Origin of the sequence: Pseudomonas sp. OA65 (assembly GCF_017498305.1) — a bacterium.
Lineage (GTDB): Bacteria > Pseudomonadota > Gammaproteobacteria > Pseudomonadales > Pseudomonadaceae > Aquipseudomonas > Aquipseudomonas zanjanensis.
On record NZ_JAGDEZ010000056.1, the window covers coordinates 1 to 15265 of the forward strand.

A 15265-nucleotide genomic window follows, 5' to 3' on the forward strand; every position below is an offset into this window, starting at 1 on the left:
CGTGGGCCGCCGCGAAGGGCCATCCATGGCCCAGCGCGGCTATCCCGGCATCCATGCCGGGATGCCCACTGCGCAATGCCTGCGTTCGGCCATCGTGGTTAACGGGGCGCCCGAGATCAACGTCCACCGCGAGGCGGCCTGACAGCCGACCTGGCTCTCCCGGTCGTACACGCGTCAGATCTGTGGGAGCAAAGCTTGCTCGCGAGGCGGCCTGACAGCCGACCTGGCTCTCCCGGTCGTACTCTTATCTAAATCTGTGGGAGCGGGCTTGCTCGCGAAGGCGGCCTAACAGTCGACCGGGTTCTGGCAGCTGTACTTCGACCCAACTGTGGGAGCGAGCCTGCTCGCGAAGGCGGCCTGACAACCGACCTAGTTCTGACGGCTCTACTTCAATCCAAGTGTGGGTGTCACAGTCGGTGGCGATGTGGAATTTGCCGGCCTCTTCGCGAGCAAGCCCGCTCCCACAGGAGGAACGCGGTCCCCATCAAGAACCAGGTCGGCTACTAGGCCGCCTCGCGGTGGACGTTGATTTCGGCGCCCCGTTAACCACGATGGCCGCACGCAGGCCTTGCGCAGTGGGCACCTCGGCATGGATGCCGAGGTAGCCGCGCTGGGCCATGGATGGCCCTTCGCGGCGGCCCACGGAGCAATGCCGGAGTGCGGGCATGCCGAGCCCTAGCGAGGCACCGAGTGGTGGGGCATGAGCGTTTTGCTTACTTTTGCGCTTCTCAAAAGTGAGCCGCCGTCAGGGCGGAACCCTAAGTCGCCGTTACCGAGAAAATGGATATGTACTCAGTCAAAAACATCCTGGCCGACTGACAGGCCCCCATCGCGAGCAAGCTCGCTCCCACAAGATTTGTGGCCGGTCTGACAGACGCGGCGACTTTTCCGACGAAGTTTTAAGGTTGCTGCTCGGAAGCGGTATCTCTAGCTTGTTCGGGTCGCTGCCAATCCAGCGACCGGGACTGCAAGCCCGCCGAATTCGTTAGGCGCCAGCGCCCGGACCCACGTCTCGGGCTCCAATTGATGCAGGAGCGCCGTTATGAAAAAACATCATCCTTCTTCGCCATCAGAAAGCACTTTCCCCTACAACGACCCCGATCCAGAAAAGCTCCAAGAGGCCGCAAACCGAGCACTCGATTACCATCTAGGCACCCACCCTGATCCCAAGCCAAAAACCTCAACTCAAGTTTTCACTGTCATCGATACCCTCGACACCGAATGTCTACTGGCGAACCTCAGCGAAACCCTGGCCTCAGCCAGCGCCATGGTCAACGACCTGGCGTTCGATCTGGAAGGCTCGCGGCGGCATGTCGCGCTCGGCGTGGCGCAAATGATTGACTTGAGTGAGTTGTTGGCCAATCGAGCGCTGGATCTCATCGACCCGCGTTAACCCAGTCGCTGTTAAACACACACAAACAAAAAGCCCACCTTGCGGTGGGCTTCGTGTTTCAACACTCAGGCATCAGAACAGTTTCATCGGCGGCGCTTTCTCCGCCACCGGCTCGTTCTTGCCCGTCTCGGCATTCCAACCACCGCCCAATGCCTTGTACAAATTGACCTCGCTGGTCAGTTGCGCAAGGCGGTCGGTGATCAGCGACTGTTGCGCGCTGAACAACTGGCGCTGGGCGTCGAGGAAGGTCAGGTTGCTGTCGACACCGATGCGGTAGCGACGCTCGGCCAGACGGTAGTAGTCCTGGTTGGCGGCAACGAAGTCGGTCTGGGCCTGCAACTGTTCGTTGTAGGTCTGGCGCGCGGCCAGGCCGTCGGAGACCTCCTGGAACGCGGTCTGAATCGACTTCTCATACTGCGCGACGTTGATGTCTTTCTGGATCTTGGCGTAGTCCAGGCTTGCTCGCAGGCTGCCGGCATTGAAGATCGGCAGGTTGATCTGCGGCGCGAAGCTCCAGGTGCCCGAACCGCCCTTGAACAGGCCGGACAGGTCCGGGCTCAGGGTGCCGGCGTTGGCCGTCAGGCTGATGCTCGGGAAGAACGCGGCCCGCGCGGCGCCGATGTTGGCGTTGGCGGCCAACAGGTTGCGTTCGGCCTGGAGAATGTCCGGACGACGTTGCAGCAGGTCCGACGGTAGCCCGGCCGGCACTTCGCTGAGCAGGTCATCGCTCAACGGTTGCGCGTTCAGGTTGGCCGGCAGGCCGGTGCCCAGCAGCAGGGTCAGGCTGTTTTCATCCTGGGCCACCTGGCGGGTGTAGCGGGCCAGTTGCACACGGGCGTTTTCCACGGCGGTGCGCGCCTGGCTCAGGTCCAGGGCCGAGGCCACGCCGACTTCAGCGCTGCGGGAGGTCAGCTTCAGGCTCTGCTCGTAGGTGCCCAGGGTTTCCTGGGTCAGCTTGAGCAGTTCCTTGTCGGCCTGCCAGGTCAGGTAGGCATTGGCGACGTTGGCCACCAGGCTGATCTGGGTGCTGCGCCGGGCTTCTTCGGTGGCGAAGTAGCTTTGCAAGGCTTGCTCGCTCAGGCTGCGAACCCGACCGAACAGGTCCAGTTCATAGGCGCTGATGCCCAGCGTTGCCGAGTAGGAACTGCTGATCGCCGCTTCACCGGTTTGCGAGGCCCGTGCCGGTACTCGCTGGCGGCTGCCGGAGCCGGTGGCCGAGACCGCCGGGAACAGGTCCGCACGCTGGATGCGGTATTGCGCGGCGTAGGCATCGATGTTCAGCGCCGCGACGCGCAGGTCGCGGTTGTTTTCCAGGGCGACCTGGATTAGCTGTTGCAACGCCGGGTCATGGAAAAACTGCTTCCAGCCTTGCTCGACGGCGGCCTGGCCGGGCGCCTTGGCGGCCTCGTAGGCCGGCCCTTGCGGGTATTGCGCCGCAACCGGTGCGTCGGGCCGCTGATAGTCGGGGATCAGCGAGCAACCGCTGAGCACGACGGCGGCGATGGTCAGGGAGAGTAGCGACTTGCTCATTGGCCAGCCTCTTTGGAAGTTTCAGGAGTGTTGTCCTGGTCGATATTTTTGCGACGACCCATCGACGACACGGTCACGAAGAACAAGGGTACCCAGAAGATCGCCAGGATGGTCGCGGTGAGCATACCGCCGATCACACCGGTACCGATGGCATGCTGGCTGCCCGAACCGGCACCCGTGGAAATCGCCAGCGGAACCACACCGAGGACGAACGCCAGGGACGTCATGATGATCGGCCGCAGACGCATCCTACAGGCTTCGATGGCGGCTTCCACCAGGGTTCGGCCCTGTTCGTGGAGTTCCTTGGCGAATTCCACGATCAGAATGGCGTTTTTCGCCGCCAGGCCGATGGTGGTCAGCAAGCCCACCTGGAAGTACACGTCGTTGGACAGGCCACGCAGGCTGGTCGCCATCAGGGCCCCGATAATCCCCAGGGGAACCACGAGCATGACCGCGATCGGAATCGACCAGCTTTCATACAGCGCTGCCAGGCACAGGAACACCATCAGCAGCGACAAGGCGTACAGCGCCGGCGCCTGGGAGCCCGATAGACGTTCCTCATAGGACAAGCCCGTCCAGGAAATACCCACACCGGCCGGCAGCTTCTTCGCGATGGCTTCGACTTCGGCCATGGCTTCACCGGTGGAGTAGCCCGGGGCCGGAGCGCCGAGGATTTCCATCGCTTCCACGCCGTTGTAGCGGGCCAGTTTCGGCGAGCCATAGACCCACTCGCCCTTGGCGAACGCAGTGAACGGCACCATGGTCCCGGCGCTGTTGCGCACGTACCACTTCTGCAAGTCCTCGGGGCTCATACGGGCACCAGCTTGACCCTGCACGTACACTTTCTTCACCCGACCACGGTCGATGAAGTCGTTCACGTAGCTACTGCCCAAGGCAATCGACAGGGTGTTGTTGATGTCCGACAGGGTGATGCCCAGCGCGCTGGCCTTCTCGTCGTCGATTTCCAGCTGGTATTGCGGCTCGTCGTTCAGGCCGTTCGGACGCACCTGGGAGAGGATCTTGCTCTGGGAAGCCATCCCCAGGAACTGGTTGCGAGCCTCCATCAGCTTGTCGTGGCCGATACCGGCGCGGTCTTGCAGGAACACGTCGAAACCGGTGGCGTTACCCAGTTCCAGCACCGCCGGCGGGGCGAAGGCGAACACCATCGCGTCACGGAACGTGAAGAAGTGCTGTTGGGCGCGGGCCGCGAGCTTGAACACGCTGTTGTCGGCGTTACGCTCCTCCCATGGCTTGAGCATGATGAAGGCCATGCCGGAGCTCTGGCCACGACCGGCGAAGTTGAAGCCGGTCACCGTGAACACCGACGCCACCGCATCGCCCTCACCGCCGTCGTTGCTTGGACGCAGCAGGAACTCACGCATTTTGTCCACCACCACCTGCGTGCGCTCGGCACTGGAACCGGCCGGGGTCTGCACCTGGGCGAATAGTACGCCCTGGTCTTCTTCCGGCAGGAACGCCGTCGGGATGCGGGTGAACAGCCAGATCATGCCAACCACGATGAGCACGTAGGCCAGCAGGTACGGGGCCTTGTGCCTGAGCATATTGCCCACGCCGCGCTCGTAGCTGCGAACGCCACGGTCGAAGTTGCGGTTGAACCAGCCGAAGAAGCCGCGCTTCGGCGTGCCGTGCTCACCCTTGGGGATCGGCTTGAGCATGGTGGCGCACAGGGCCGGGGTGAAGATCAACGCCACCAGGACCGACAAGGCCATGGCCGAGACGATCGTGATGGAGAACTGCTTGTAGATCACCCCGGTGGAACCGCTGAAGAACGCCATCGGCAACAGCACCGCCGACAGCACCAGCGCGATACCCACCAACGCACCCTGGATCTGGCCCATGGATTTCTTGGTGGCTTCCTTGGGCGACAGGCCTTCTTCGCTCATCACCCGTTCGACGTTTTCCACCACGACGATGGCGTCGTCCACCAGCAAGCCGATGGCCAGCACCATGCCGAACATGGTCAGGGTGTTGATACTGAAGCCGGCCGCCGCGAGGATGCCGAAGGTACCCAGCAACACCACCGGCACCGTCATCGTGGTGATGATGGTGGCGCGGAAGTTCTGCAGGAACAGGAACATCACCAGGAACACCAGCGCGACCGCTTCGACCAGGGTTTCAACCACACCCTTGATCGATTCGCTCACCACTGGCGTGGTGTCGTACGGGAACACCACTTCCACGCCTTGCGGGAAGAACGGCTTGAGATCGTCGATGGTCTTGCGCAGGGCCTTGGCCGTGTCGAGGGCGTTGGCGCCGTTGGCCAGTTTGACCGCCAGGCCCGACGCCGGGGCGCCGTTGAACTGGGCGCTGACACTGTAGTTCTCACCGCCCAGGCCGACATCGGCGACGTCGCCGACGCGCACTTGCGAGCCGTCCGGGTTGACCTTGAGCAGGATCGCCTTGAACTGCTCGGCGGTCTGCAGACGGGTCTTGCCGATGATGGTGGCGTTCAGTTGCTGGCCGGGCAGGGCAGGCAAGCCGCCAAGTTGGCCGGACGAGACCTGGACGTTTTGCGCGGCAATGGCGTTTTTCACGTCGACCGGGGTCAGGTTGAAGTTGTTCAACTTGGCCGGGTCGAGCCAGATCCGCATGGCGTACTGGGCACCGAAGACCTGGAAGTCACCGACACCGGCAGTACGCGAGATCGGGTCTTGCAGGTTGGACACGATGTAGTTGGCCAAGTCGTCCTTGGTCATGCTGCCGTCACGCGACACCACGCCGATGACCATGAGGAAGTTCTTCACCGCCTTGGTCACGCGGATACCCTGCTGCTGCACTTCTTGCGGTAACAGCGGGGTGGCCAGGTTCAACTTGTTCTGGACCTGGACCTGGGCGGTATCGGAGCTGGTGCCCTGTTCGAAGGTCGCGGTGATGGTCATGCTGCCGTCGGAGTTACTTTCCGACGATACATAACGCAGGTTGTCGATACCGTTGAGCTGCTGCTCGATCACCTGCACCACGGTGTCCTGCACGGTTTGCGCGGACGCACCCGGGTAGGTCACCTGGATCGCAATGGCCGGTGGCGCGATGCTCGGGTATTGGTTGATCGGCAACTTTAGGATCGATAGAGCCCCGACCAGCATGATCACCAGGGCGATCACCCAGGCGAAAATCGGACGGTCGATAAAAAATTTCGACATGGTTTACTCCCCTTTGCCTTCGGCTGCTTTATCAGCTGCCTGAGCGGGGGCCGGGTTCTGGGTGTTGACGTTGGTGGCTTCGGTGGCTTTGACTTCCACCCCCGGCCGTACGTACTGCAACCCTTCGGTGATCAGGCGATCGCCGGCCTTGAGCCCGTCTTCGATCAGCCACTGGCTGCCGACGGTGCGGCTGGCCTTGAGCTGGCGCAGTTCGACTTTGTTGTCGGCGCCCACGACCATGGCGGTCGGCATGCCCTTGAGGTCGCGGGTCACGCCTTGTTGCGGTGCCAGGATCGCCGCGCTGTTCACACCGGCCTGCAATTGGGCGTGGACGAACATGCCCGGCAGCAGGGTGTGGTCAGGGTTAGGGAACACGGCGCGCAAGGTCACCGAACCGGTGGTCTGGTCAACCGAGACTTCGGAGAACTCCAACTTGCCTTCGTGCGGATACTGGCTGCCGTCTTCCAGGGTCAGCTTGACCATGGCGGCGTTCTCGCCGGCCTTTTGCAGGCGACCGCTTTCCAGCTCGCGGCGCAGTTGCAGCAGCTCGACCGAGCTCTGCGTCACATCAACATAGATCGGGTCCAGTTGCTGGATGGTCGCCAGGGCATCGGTCTGGCCGTTACTGACCAGCGCACCCTCGGTCACCGAGGAGCGACCGATTCGACCGGAAATCGGCGCATAGACCTTGGTGTAGCGCACGTTGATCTGGGCTGTCTGCAGGTTGGCTTCCGACTCCAGGCGATTGGCCACGGCGGTGTCGTATTCCTGGCGGCTCACCGCCTGTTCGTCCACCAGTTGCTTGTAGCGGTCGGCAATCGACTTGGTGGAACGCAGGTTGGCCTCGGCACTCTTGAGAGTCGCTTCATAGACAGCCGGATCGATCTGATACAGCTGCTGGCCGGCCTTGACGTCTGCGCCTTCCTTGAACAAGCGCTTGAGAATGATCCCGTTGACCTGTGGCCGTACTTCCGCGACGCGGAACGCGCTGGTGCGGCCCGGCAGTTCCGAGGTCAAGGTGAAAGGCTGGGTCTTGAGGGTTACGACGCCGACCTGAGGAGGGGGAGCAGCAGGTGCAGCCTCTTCCTTTTTGCATCCGCTGAGCAGCGATGCCAGGGCGATGGCGGTAACCAGAGCAGTAACAGCTGGCTTGAATTGCATGGAAATCCTCGGGTCCAGGCGCGCAACGGGCGCACTCGAAAGGTGGAAAGGTAAAAAAGCAGCAGTAATTCAATTAGTAGGATGCTAAGAAATATACTTACGTACACGGTTGTTTGTAAACAGCCAAATTGCGTAATATCCGGATTTACAAAAGCCTGACAAAGGCCAGCGTAGATCGGCGACGCGCTCCAAGGGACGTCGCCTCATATTTTGCTCAGCTGATTCTTACGCATTGCTGACCGCATCCTGATTGAGGTGTTTACTGCCATGGTCCGTCGTACCAAAGAGGAAGCCCAGGAGACTCGCAGCCAGATCCTCGAAGCCGCCGAAAAGGCCTTTTTCGAGCGTGGCGTGGCGCGTACAACCCTGGCTGACATCGCGACACTGGCCGGGGTGACGCGCGGGGCTATCTATTGGCATTTCAGCAACAAGGCGGATTTGCTCCAGGCGATGCTCGATACCCTGCACGAGCCGCTCGACGAGTTGGCCCGTGCCAGTGAGAGTGAAGAGGAGCTTGACCCGCTGGGCTGTATTCGCAAGCTGCTGGTCCGGTTGTTCCAGCAAGTGGCCCTGGACCCGAAAACCCGACGCATTAATGAGATCCTGTTCCATAAGTGTGAATTCACCGATGAAATGTGCGATTTGCGCCAGCAGCGACGCGAGGTCAGCCTCGACTGCAATGTGCGCATCGCCCTGTCGTTGCGCAATGCGATGAAACGCGGCCAGTTACCGGATGATCTGGACCCGGAAAGGGCGGCAGTCGCCATTCATGCCTACATCGATGGCATTCTGTACCAGTGGCTGCTGGCTCCCGACAGCTTCGCCCTGGCGGGTGAGGCCGAGCGTTGGGTGGAGATCGGGCTGGACATGCTGCACCTGAGCCCCAGCCTGCGCAAATGAAACAAAATGCGTAATTGAGTCGGTTTGTGTCAATAGCCGGTCCGCAGTATGCCGCCGGGCACTTCTCCCGGCGGCATACTTTATATAGCCATGGCTGCGGTGTGGACAGGCTGTGAGCCGGTTATTTTGTAGGGAAATTGTTGCGCGCTCGTTAAGTCTCCCCCGCTCAGGCGTGTGCCTTGGGCGTCAACCTCGCTGGAATTAATCAGCTCGGGGTGTTTTCATCGATCGTCAGATTAATGGTGTAGCTGAAGGGGGCCTCAGACATCTTTTGGGTGATGACGGCGTTGCAGCGGTAGTTGTTATTGCCCGAGGTGTTTACAGCCTTATTCCAGCGAGGACTGTAGCTGGGCTCTGCCCAGCCAGGAATGATGGGGACTTCGAGCCGAGTTGCAAGCTGGCAGAAATGACCATTGACTTCATAAGTAAGATTGAATTGCATCGGGGCAATTTTCCTTAAAGTCGGTTGCCATCCCGACGTGGGATAAGTGAATGCCCTTTGAAAGGGAATGTTGATGTTTCGGAGTTTGTTCGGCGATACGTCGTAACCCGACGTGGGATAGTCGGGTGGAAGGACGGAAAGGTGTCTCAGTTTTAAAGTGTCCGGAGTCTTGTTCATGACTTGGACGAGTACGGCCGTATCTGCCATTGCGTGGGTACTGAATAAGGCAGTCAGTGCCGCAGACAGGGTAAAGCGTTTGATGTGGTTCATTGTGGACTCTTCCATGAGCGCAGATGTCTTGAGGTCTGCATACTGTTTTTGATGGGTAGGTTTCTTGCTGATGACAATGCCGTGACTGGACGTACCGTCGATGCTTCAGCATTTTTATTATTAACGTGATTTCTTGTTCTGTTCCATTGTGTTGAGTGAACTGTTGTTATCTTATGTTTCGTGTCTTTGACGCTGGATTTTGTTCGTTGGAGTAATGCTGGGTTTTGGGTGAAAAAAAGCCCCGGCACTTATTAAAGTATCGGGGCTTATTGCAGCTGTTACTGTTGTTGACCTACATCACTGGATAATCGATATAACCCACCGGACCTTTCCCGTAGAACGTTTCCGGATGCGCCTCATTCAACGGCGCGTCGGCTTTCAAGCGTGCCGGCAGGTCCGGGTTGGCAATGAACGGCACGCCGAAGGCCACGGCGTCAGCCTTGCCTTCTGCCAGCCAGGCATTGGCGCTCTCTTTGGTAAAGCGTTCGTTGGCGATGTACGGGCCGCCGAAAGCCTGCTTGAGTTGTGGGCCGATGCTGTCTTCGCCCTCCTTCTCACGGGAGCAGATGAAGGCGATGCCACGCTTGCCCAGTTCGCGAGCCACGTAGCTGAAGGTTTCCAGGCGGTTCTCGTCACCCATGTCATGGGAGTCGGCACGTGGCGCCAGGTGCACGCCAACCCGGCCGGCGCCCCAGACTTCGATGGCGGCGTCGGTCACTTCCAGCAGCAGGCGGGCACGGTTTTCCAGGGAGCCGCCGTAGTTGTCGGTGCGCTGGTTGGTGCTGCTTTGCAGGAACTGGTCGAGCAGATAGCCGTTGGCGCCGTGGATCTCCACGCCGTCGAAACCCGCAGCCTTGGCATTCTCGGCACCGACGCGGTAGGCGTCGACGATATCGGCGATTTCAGCGGTTTCCAATGCGCGCGGCGTTGGGTAGTCGGCCAGCGGGCGGACCAGGCTGACGTGGCCCTTGGGCTGGATCGCGCTGGGTGCCACCGGGGTTTCGCCGTTCAGGTAAGACGGATGGGAGATCCGGCCGACGTGCCACAGTTGCAGGAAGATCTTGCCGCCGGCGCCGTGGATCGCCTTGGTGACGTTGGACCAGCCGCGTACCTGGTCGTTGGACCAGATGCCCGGGGTGTCCGGGTAGCCCACGCCCATCGGCGTGACGGAGGTCGCTTCGCTGAGGATCAGGCCAGCGGAGGCGCGTTGCACGTAGTACTCGGCCATCAGCGCATTGGGCACGCGGCCTGCATCGGCGCGGCAACGGGTGAGCGGGGCCATGATGATGCGGTTCTTCAGCTCGATGTCGCCGAGTTTGATGGGGTCGAAAATAGTCGCCATGAAAATACAACCTCGAAAGTGGAAGGGTAAACAGTCAACGAGTTGCCGGGGCCAGGTCGGCATTGCCGCCCTGGCGGAAAGTGATCAGGGTGACCAGCAGCGCCAGCACGGCCAGCGCGCCGGCGGCCAGGGGCACGGCAGTCAGGCCCAGGCCTTGGTCGATGACGCTGCCGCCGACCCAGGCGCCCAGTGCATTGCCGACGTTGAAGGCGCCGATGTTCAGGGTGGAGACCAGGTTGGGCGCGTCCTTGCCGAAGGTCACCACGTTGACTTGCAGGGCCGGCACGGCGGCGAAGCAGGCGGTGGCCCAGAGGAACAGGGTGATTTCAGTGGGGATCAGCGCCACGCTGGTCCAGCTCAGCACGGTGGACACCACGGCCATGGTGATGAAGACGCCCAGCAAGGTGTTTGCCAGGCTCTTGTCCGCCAGCTTGCCGCCGATGATGTTGCCCAAGGTCAGTCCCAGGCCGATCAGCACCAGGGTCCAGGTCACGCCTCGGGGCGATACGCCGGTCACTTCACCCAACAGCGGAGCGACGTAGGTGAAGAGGGTGAACACCGACGCGGAGAACAGCGCGGTCATGCTCAGGGACAGCCACAGACCGGCGCCTTTGAGCGCCACCAGCTCCGAGCGCATGTCGAGTTTTTCTTCGTCGCGCTTGGCCGGCAGGAAGCGGATCAGGCCAATCAGTGCCACCACGCCGATAACCGTCACTGCCCAGAAGGTCGAGCGCCAGCCGGCTTCCTGGCCCAGTGCGGTGCCCAGCGGTACGCCGAGGACGTTGGCCAGGGTCAGGCCGGTAAACATCAGGGCCACGGCCGAGGCGCGCTTGTTGGGCGCCACCAGGCCGGCGGCGACTACTGAACCGATGCCGAAGAACGCACCGTGGCACAGGGCCGTGACAACCCGGGCGAACATCAGCACGTTGTAGTCGCTGGCGATGGCGCAGAGCAGGTTGCCGACGATGAAAATCCCCATCAACGCCACCAGGGCGGCCTTGCGCGGCAGCCGGGCGGTGGCCAGGGCCATGAACGGCGCACCGATGGCCACGCCCAGGGCGTAGCCGGTCACCAGCCAGCCGGCGCCGGGAATCGACACGCCCAGGTCGGCCGCCACGTCGGGCAACAGGCCCATGATGACGAACTCGGTGGTGCCGATGGCGAAGGCGCTCAGGGCCAGGATCAGGAGTGAAAGGGGCATGATGGGTCCTTGTCAGGTCAGAGCTCTTGGCTCATTTGCTTGAGGAACTGCTGGATCACGTCCTCGTTGCGTTTGAAGAAGTGCCATTGACCGACCTTCTGGCTGGTGATCAGCCCCGCCCGTTGCAACACCGCCAAATGCGCAGACACCGTGGATTGCGACAGGCCGCAACGCTGGTCGATCTGCCCGGCGCAAATGCCGAACTCATGGTTGTGCAACTGGTCGGGGAACTGGACCTTGGGGTCTTTGAGCCAGTTGAGGATGTCTCGCCGTACTGGGTGCGCCAGGGCTTTTATTATTTCGTCGAGGTCGAGGGTCATGGTGGCAGGCTCGGGTGAGTAAAACGCTATATCGCGATGGAGCGAACCTTAAATCGTTACTTCGCGATATACCAATATGGATTTGATCTGAATACTGAACAAATCGCTATATCGGGTTATAACGATATTGGCGGGAGAGTGCTAAGCTGCGGGCCATGAACTATCTCGCGCACCTGCACCTCGGCGGCCCCGGCCGGGAACAACTGCTCGGCAGCCTCTACGGCGACTTCGTCAAGGGACCGCTGCAAGGGCTCTACGATCCGCGGATCGAAGCGGCGATTGCCCTGCATCGGCGCATTGACATGTACACCGACCGTCATCCTTTGGTGGACATCGCCCTGTCGCGCTTTTCCACGGTGCGGCGGCGTTATGCCGGGATCGTGCTCGACGTGTTTTTCGACCATTGCCTGGCCCGGGACTGGCCGTTGTACGGTGAAGAGCCGCTGTTGGATTTCACCTCCCGGGTTTACCAAGTGCTCAGCACCGAACCGCAGCTACCGGGGCGCCTGGCGCACATCGCGCCGCACATGGCGGCGGATGACTGGCTGGGGTCTTATCAGGAGTTCGAGGTGCTTGGGCAGGTGCTGCGCGGCATTTCCCGCCGCCTGTCCCGGCCCGAGGAACTGGCTGGGGCGATGCCGGAGTTGATCAGGCTCTATGAGCCGTTGAGCGAGGATTTCCGGCTGTTCTATCCGCAGCTTCAGGATTTTGCGTTGAGCCAGATTGCAGGGCAGGAGTGATGTTGGAGCTGGATCTTGTGGTCGCTGAAGATTAAATGTGGGAGCGAGCCTGCTCGCGATGAGGGCCTGGCAGTCAAGAATCAGCTGACTGACAAACTGCTATCGCGAGCAGGCTCGCTCCCACAAGGGATCTCCACAGGGGGGCGCTGGGACCGATCAGGCCGCAATCGCAGCAGGCCGCACCGGCACTTGCTGTTTCTCGGGAATCGCGCCGAACAACGCCTTGTGTACCGCTTGCTGCGCCTGGAAGGCCAGGGCTGCGCGTTCCTGGCCGTGGCAGGCAATCGGTTCCAGCAGGTGGATGTGCACCTCACCCCGGTCATTGGCGAACAGGCGCATCAGGTGCGACAGCAAATCATCATCGCCAATGAACGGCGCCAGGGAATCCGGCTCGCCGTTGCGCAGATAACGAATCGCCACCGGTTGCAAGGCGACATCGGCATCGATCGCCGCCGACAACAAGCGACCGTGGAAGGTGCGCAGGGAACGGCCGTCGGTGGTGGTGCCTTCGGGGAACATCAACAACGGATGGGCCTGTTCCAGATGGCGGCTCATCTGCTTGCGGATCAACTGACTGTCACCCGAGCCGCGCCGGATAAACAAGCTGCCGGCCTTGGCGGCCAGCCAGCCAGCGACCGGCCAGGTGCGCACTTCGGCCTTGGACAGGAACGACAGCGGCGTGAGCATGCCCAGTAACGGGATGTCGGTCCAGGACACATGGTTGCTGACCCAGAGCATCGGCCGTTGCGGCAGTTGACCGTGGACGGTGACGGCAAAGGGCAGGGCATGGCTCAGCCGGGCCATGAAGAACCGCGACCAGCGTTGGCGACGCACCATGGAGTTGGCGATCCCCAGGCGTTCGAACAAACCGAACACACTGGCCATGCTCAGCCCCAGCGTCACCACCAGCAAGACTCGCGCGATACGCGCGTACACCCGCAACCGACTCATCACACCGCTGCCTTGAAGTGACGGGCGTAGCGCGGGCAGAGCTCGTCGCGCTTGAGCAGGATGAACACATCGGCCACCTGGAAATCCTCGTCCCAGCACGGCTCGCCGCAGATCTTCGCGCCCAGGCGCATGTAGGCCTTGAGCAGCGGAGGCATCTCGGCAATGACGTTGGACGGCACGTCCAGGGTCGGCAGTGGTTTTTTCGGCACGGCTTGCAGGTGTTCGGTGCACAGGTAGCGTTCGCGCAGGCGCTGCATGATCGCCTGGGCCTGGATGCCGCCATCCTGCATCGGAATGCTCGCGCAGCCCATCAGGTAGCTGTAGCCGCCTTCGTTCAGGACTTCGGCCAGCTCGCCCCAGAGCACCGCGATGGTGCCACCGTTGCGGTAGGCCGGGTCGACGCAGGTACGGCCGATTTCGAGGATTGGGCCCTTGAGGTGGACCAGGCCGTGGAGGCTGAATTCTTCTTCGCTGTAGAACCGGCCCAGGCTGCTGGCGGCCTGGTGGTCGAGCAAGCGAGTGGTGGCCACGAGGCGGCCGGTGTTCAGGTCGCGTACGCCGATGTGGGCGCAGTGAACATCATAGTCATCCATGTCCAGACCCATTTCCGCGCCTTTGAGCTTGGCGTTGAACTCGCCACTGAAGACGTTGAAGCGCAGGGCCTGGGCTTCTTGCAAGGCGTGGGCGCCGATCAGGCGTTCGGCTTGCAGGCGGCGTTCATTGCCGGTGTCGCTGATGCGGGCGATCTGGGTCATAGCGAATCTCCGTGCGGGCTGTTCAGTTGCAGCCTGTCGACTTTCTTTATGCAGCCATGTTGTGCAAAGTCAGGCTATGTAGCCCCGGTGTCATCGCCATGAAGCTTTGGTGATGCTTATATGACAGCCCTCAAGGAGTCCGCCCAATGCCCTGGCACACCCTGATCGAACACGGCGAGCGCTTGCCCGCCCATCCGGACTTGGCTGAAGGTTATTCAGCGTTGTTGCAACGCCTGGGGCCGGTGACGCCGTTCGAGCTGGCCGTGCTTGGAGCTCGCTCGATGGCCACGCCGGGGCTGGCGTTCCTGGTGGGCTACCAGGCGGCACTGCGGGTGCTGTGGCCCAGCGCGCCGCAGAGCCTTGGCGCCCTGTGCGCCACTGAGCAACGCAGCGTGCGGCCGGCGGACATGCACACCCGTCTCGACGACTTGCGCCTGAGCGGACGCAAGGATTTCGTCACCGCTGGCGACGCCGCCGAGTGGCTGCTGATTGCCGCCCGCTGCGAAGCGCCCGGTGAAACGCCACGGCTGAACCTGGCGGTGGCCTACGCGGGCGAGCCCGGCGTGACCTTGGAGAAACTGCCCGCCATCGGCCTGATGCCGGACATCAGCCATGGCCGCGTGCTGCTCGATGGCGCGTTGTGCGAGTTGCTGGCAGGCGACGGTTGGGACGCCTACGTCAAACCGTTCCGCACCCTGGAAGACCTTTATGTGCTCAGTGCGATGAGCGCCTGGTTGTATGGCGTCGGGCAAGAGTGCGCCTGGCCCCAGGCGTTGCAGCTGCGCCTGCTGGCGTTGCTCGCCGGCTGTGCGGAAGTGAGCCGGCATAACCCTTCGAGTGCTGCCGGGCATGTGCTGCTGGGCGGGTTGTTCGCCCAGTTCCACGGGCTCGACGGCGAACTCAGCGCCGCCCTGGCCGGCGGGCCTGCGACGTGGCGCGAGCTGTGGACGCGGGATAAAGGCGTGATGGATATCGCGGCGGGGGCGCGGGCCAAGCGGTTGGCCAAGGCGTTGGAATCTTCATCGGGTTGAAGGGCCTCATCGCGGGCAAGCCTTGCTCCCACAGGTGCAATGCCAAATGACAGTCTGCTGAAGACCTG

General features: G+C 61.8%; 13 protein-coding genes. 4 read left to right on the forward strand and 9 right to left on the reverse strand.

What is annotated here, in order from left to right; all coding sequences use genetic code 11:
- The first annotated feature begins 1042 nt into the window (after positions 1 to 1042).
- The gene (locus J3361_RS27105) at positions 1043 to 1393 is read left to right on the forward strand and encodes a DUF6124 family protein (RefSeq protein ID WP_207967126.1); all 351 of its coding nucleotides are present in this window, start codon (positions 1043 to 1045) and stop codon (positions 1391 to 1393) included.
- 72 nt (positions 1394 to 1465) lie between these two features.
- Here J3361_RS27105 and adeC read toward each other — a convergent pair whose 3' ends face one another.
- From adeC to J3361_RS27120, 3 genes are read right to left on the reverse strand one after another with little or no spacing between them, the layout of a single operon-like run.
- Positions 1466 to 2923, reverse strand: coding sequence for an AdeC/AdeK/OprM family multidrug efflux complex outer membrane factor (adeC, locus tag J3361_RS27110; RefSeq protein ID WP_207967127.1), 1458 nt, complete (start codon positions 2921 to 2923; stop codon positions 1466 to 1468).
- Entirely contained in the window at positions 2920 to 6084 is a 3165-nt protein-coding gene (emhB, locus tag J3361_RS27115; RefSeq protein ID WP_207967128.1) for an efflux RND transporter permease subunit EmhB, read from the reverse strand. Before emhB ends, adeC begins: the two co-directional genes overlap by 4 nt.
- Before the next feature lie 3 nt (positions 6085 to 6087).
- Positions 6088 to 7245, reverse strand: coding sequence for an efflux RND transporter periplasmic adaptor subunit (locus tag J3361_RS27120; protein WP_207967129.1), 1158 nt, complete (start codon positions 7243 to 7245; stop codon positions 6088 to 6090).
- Positions 7246 to 7512: 267 nt separating this feature from the next.
- On the opposite strand from J3361_RS27120, the gene J3361_RS27125 reads away from it, so the two are divergent.
- Positions 7513 to 8145, forward strand: coding sequence for a TetR family transcriptional regulator (locus J3361_RS27125; protein WP_186704494.1), 633 nt, complete (start codon positions 7513 to 7515; stop codon positions 8143 to 8145).
- A gap of 205 nt (positions 8146 to 8350) precedes the next feature.
- On the opposite strand, the gene J3361_RS27130 is transcribed toward J3361_RS27125, so the two are convergent.
- The 4 genes from J3361_RS27130 to J3361_RS27145 all read right to left on the reverse strand — a co-directional run bounded on the left by J3361_RS27130 (position 8351) and on the right by J3361_RS27145 (position 11720).
- Positions 8351 to 8857 (reverse strand): hypothetical protein, encoded by a 507-nt coding sequence (locus J3361_RS27130; protein ID WP_207967130.1) that lies wholly within the window; start codon positions 8855 to 8857, stop codon positions 8351 to 8353.
- Positions 8858 to 9149: 292 nt separating this feature from the next.
- Positions 9150 to 10199 (reverse strand): alkene reductase, encoded by a 1050-nt coding sequence (locus J3361_RS27135; protein ID WP_207967131.1) that lies wholly within the window; start codon positions 10197 to 10199, stop codon positions 9150 to 9152.
- A 34-nt stretch (positions 10200 to 10233) separates the two neighbouring features.
- Positions 10234 to 11400: an MFS transporter gene (locus tag J3361_RS27140; protein WP_207967132.1), complete on the reverse strand. Its 1167-nt coding sequence runs from the start codon at positions 11398 to 11400 to the stop codon at positions 10234 to 10236.
- A 17-nt stretch (positions 11401 to 11417) separates the two neighbouring features.
- The gene (locus J3361_RS27145) at positions 11418 to 11720 is read right to left on the reverse strand and encodes a helix-turn-helix transcriptional regulator (RefSeq protein WP_053182660.1); all 303 of its coding nucleotides are present in this window, start codon (positions 11718 to 11720) and stop codon (positions 11418 to 11420) included.
- A gap of 155 nt (positions 11721 to 11875) precedes the next feature.
- Between J3361_RS27145 and J3361_RS27150 the strand changes: the two genes are divergently transcribed.
- Complete coding sequence (locus J3361_RS27150) at positions 11876 to 12460, forward strand: ACP phosphodiesterase (RefSeq protein ID WP_207967133.1); 585 nt, start codon at positions 11876 to 11878, stop codon at positions 12458 to 12460.
- A gap of 156 nt (positions 12461 to 12616) precedes the next feature.
- On the opposite strand, the gene J3361_RS27155 is transcribed toward J3361_RS27150, so the two are convergent.
- Together J3361_RS27155 and olsB are read right to left on the reverse strand one after the other, a co-directional pair.
- Entirely contained in the window at positions 12617 to 13411 is a 795-nt protein-coding gene (locus J3361_RS27155; protein ID WP_186704499.1) for a lysophospholipid acyltransferase family protein, read from the reverse strand.
- Positions 13411 to 14166 carry an L-ornithine N(alpha)-acyltransferase gene (gene olsB / locus J3361_RS27160; RefSeq protein WP_053119242.1) on the reverse strand — a complete coding sequence of 252 codons (756 nt, stop codon included), beginning with the start codon at positions 14164 to 14166 and terminating at the stop codon, positions 13411 to 13413. Before olsB ends, J3361_RS27155 begins: the two co-directional genes overlap by 1 nt.
- Before the next feature lie 146 nt (positions 14167 to 14312).
- On the opposite strand from olsB, the gene J3361_RS27165 reads away from it, so the two are divergent.
- Entirely contained in the window at positions 14313 to 15197 is an 885-nt protein-coding gene (locus J3361_RS27165; protein ID WP_207967134.1) for an acyl-CoA dehydrogenase, read from the forward strand.
- Positions 15198 to 15265: the final 68 nt, after the last annotated feature.

Coding starts and splice junctions, on each gene's coding strand:
- J3361_RS27130 (WP_207967130.1), bottom strand. CDS start 8,857: ATGAACCACATCAAACGCTTTACCCTGTCTGCGGCACTGACTGCCTTA.
- J3361_RS27105 (WP_207967126.1), top strand. CDS start 1,043: ATGAAAAAACATCATCCTTCTTCGCCATCAGAAAGCACTTTCCCCTAC.
- J3361_RS27140 (WP_207967132.1), bottom strand. CDS start 11,400: ATGCCCCTTTCACTCCTGATCCTGGCCCTGAGCGCCTTCGCCATCGGC.
- olsB (WP_053119242.1), bottom strand. CDS start 14,166: ATGACCCAGATCGCCCGCATCAGCGACACCGGCAATGAACGCCGCCTG.
- J3361_RS27165 (WP_207967134.1), top strand. CDS start 14,313: ATGCCCTGGCACACCCTGATCGAACACGGCGAGCGCTTGCCCGCCCAT.
- adeC (WP_207967127.1), bottom strand. CDS start 2,923: ATGAGCAAGTCGCTACTCTCCCTGACCATCGCCGCCGTCGTGCTCAGC.
- J3361_RS27120 (WP_207967129.1), bottom strand. CDS start 7,245: ATGCAATTCAAGCCAGCTGTTACTGCTCTGGTTACCGCCATCGCCCTG.
- J3361_RS27125 (WP_186704494.1), top strand. CDS start 7,513: ATGGTCCGTCGTACCAAAGAGGAAGCCCAGGAGACTCGCAGCCAGATC.
- J3361_RS27135 (WP_207967131.1), bottom strand. CDS start 10,199: ATGGCGACTATTTTCGACCCCATCAAACTCGGCGACATCGAGCTGAAG.
- J3361_RS27155 (WP_186704499.1), bottom strand. CDS start 13,411: ATGAGTCGGTTGCGGGTGTACGCGCGTATCGCGCGAGTCTTGCTGGTG.
- emhB (WP_207967128.1), bottom strand. CDS start 6,084: ATGTCGAAATTTTTTATCGACCGTCCGATTTTCGCCTGGGTGATCGCC.
- J3361_RS27145 (WP_053182660.1), bottom strand. CDS start 11,720: ATGACCCTCGACCTCGACGAAATAATAAAAGCCCTGGCGCACCCAGTA.
- J3361_RS27150 (WP_207967133.1), top strand. CDS start 11,876: ATGAACTATCTCGCGCACCTGCACCTCGGCGGCCCCGGCCGGGAACAA.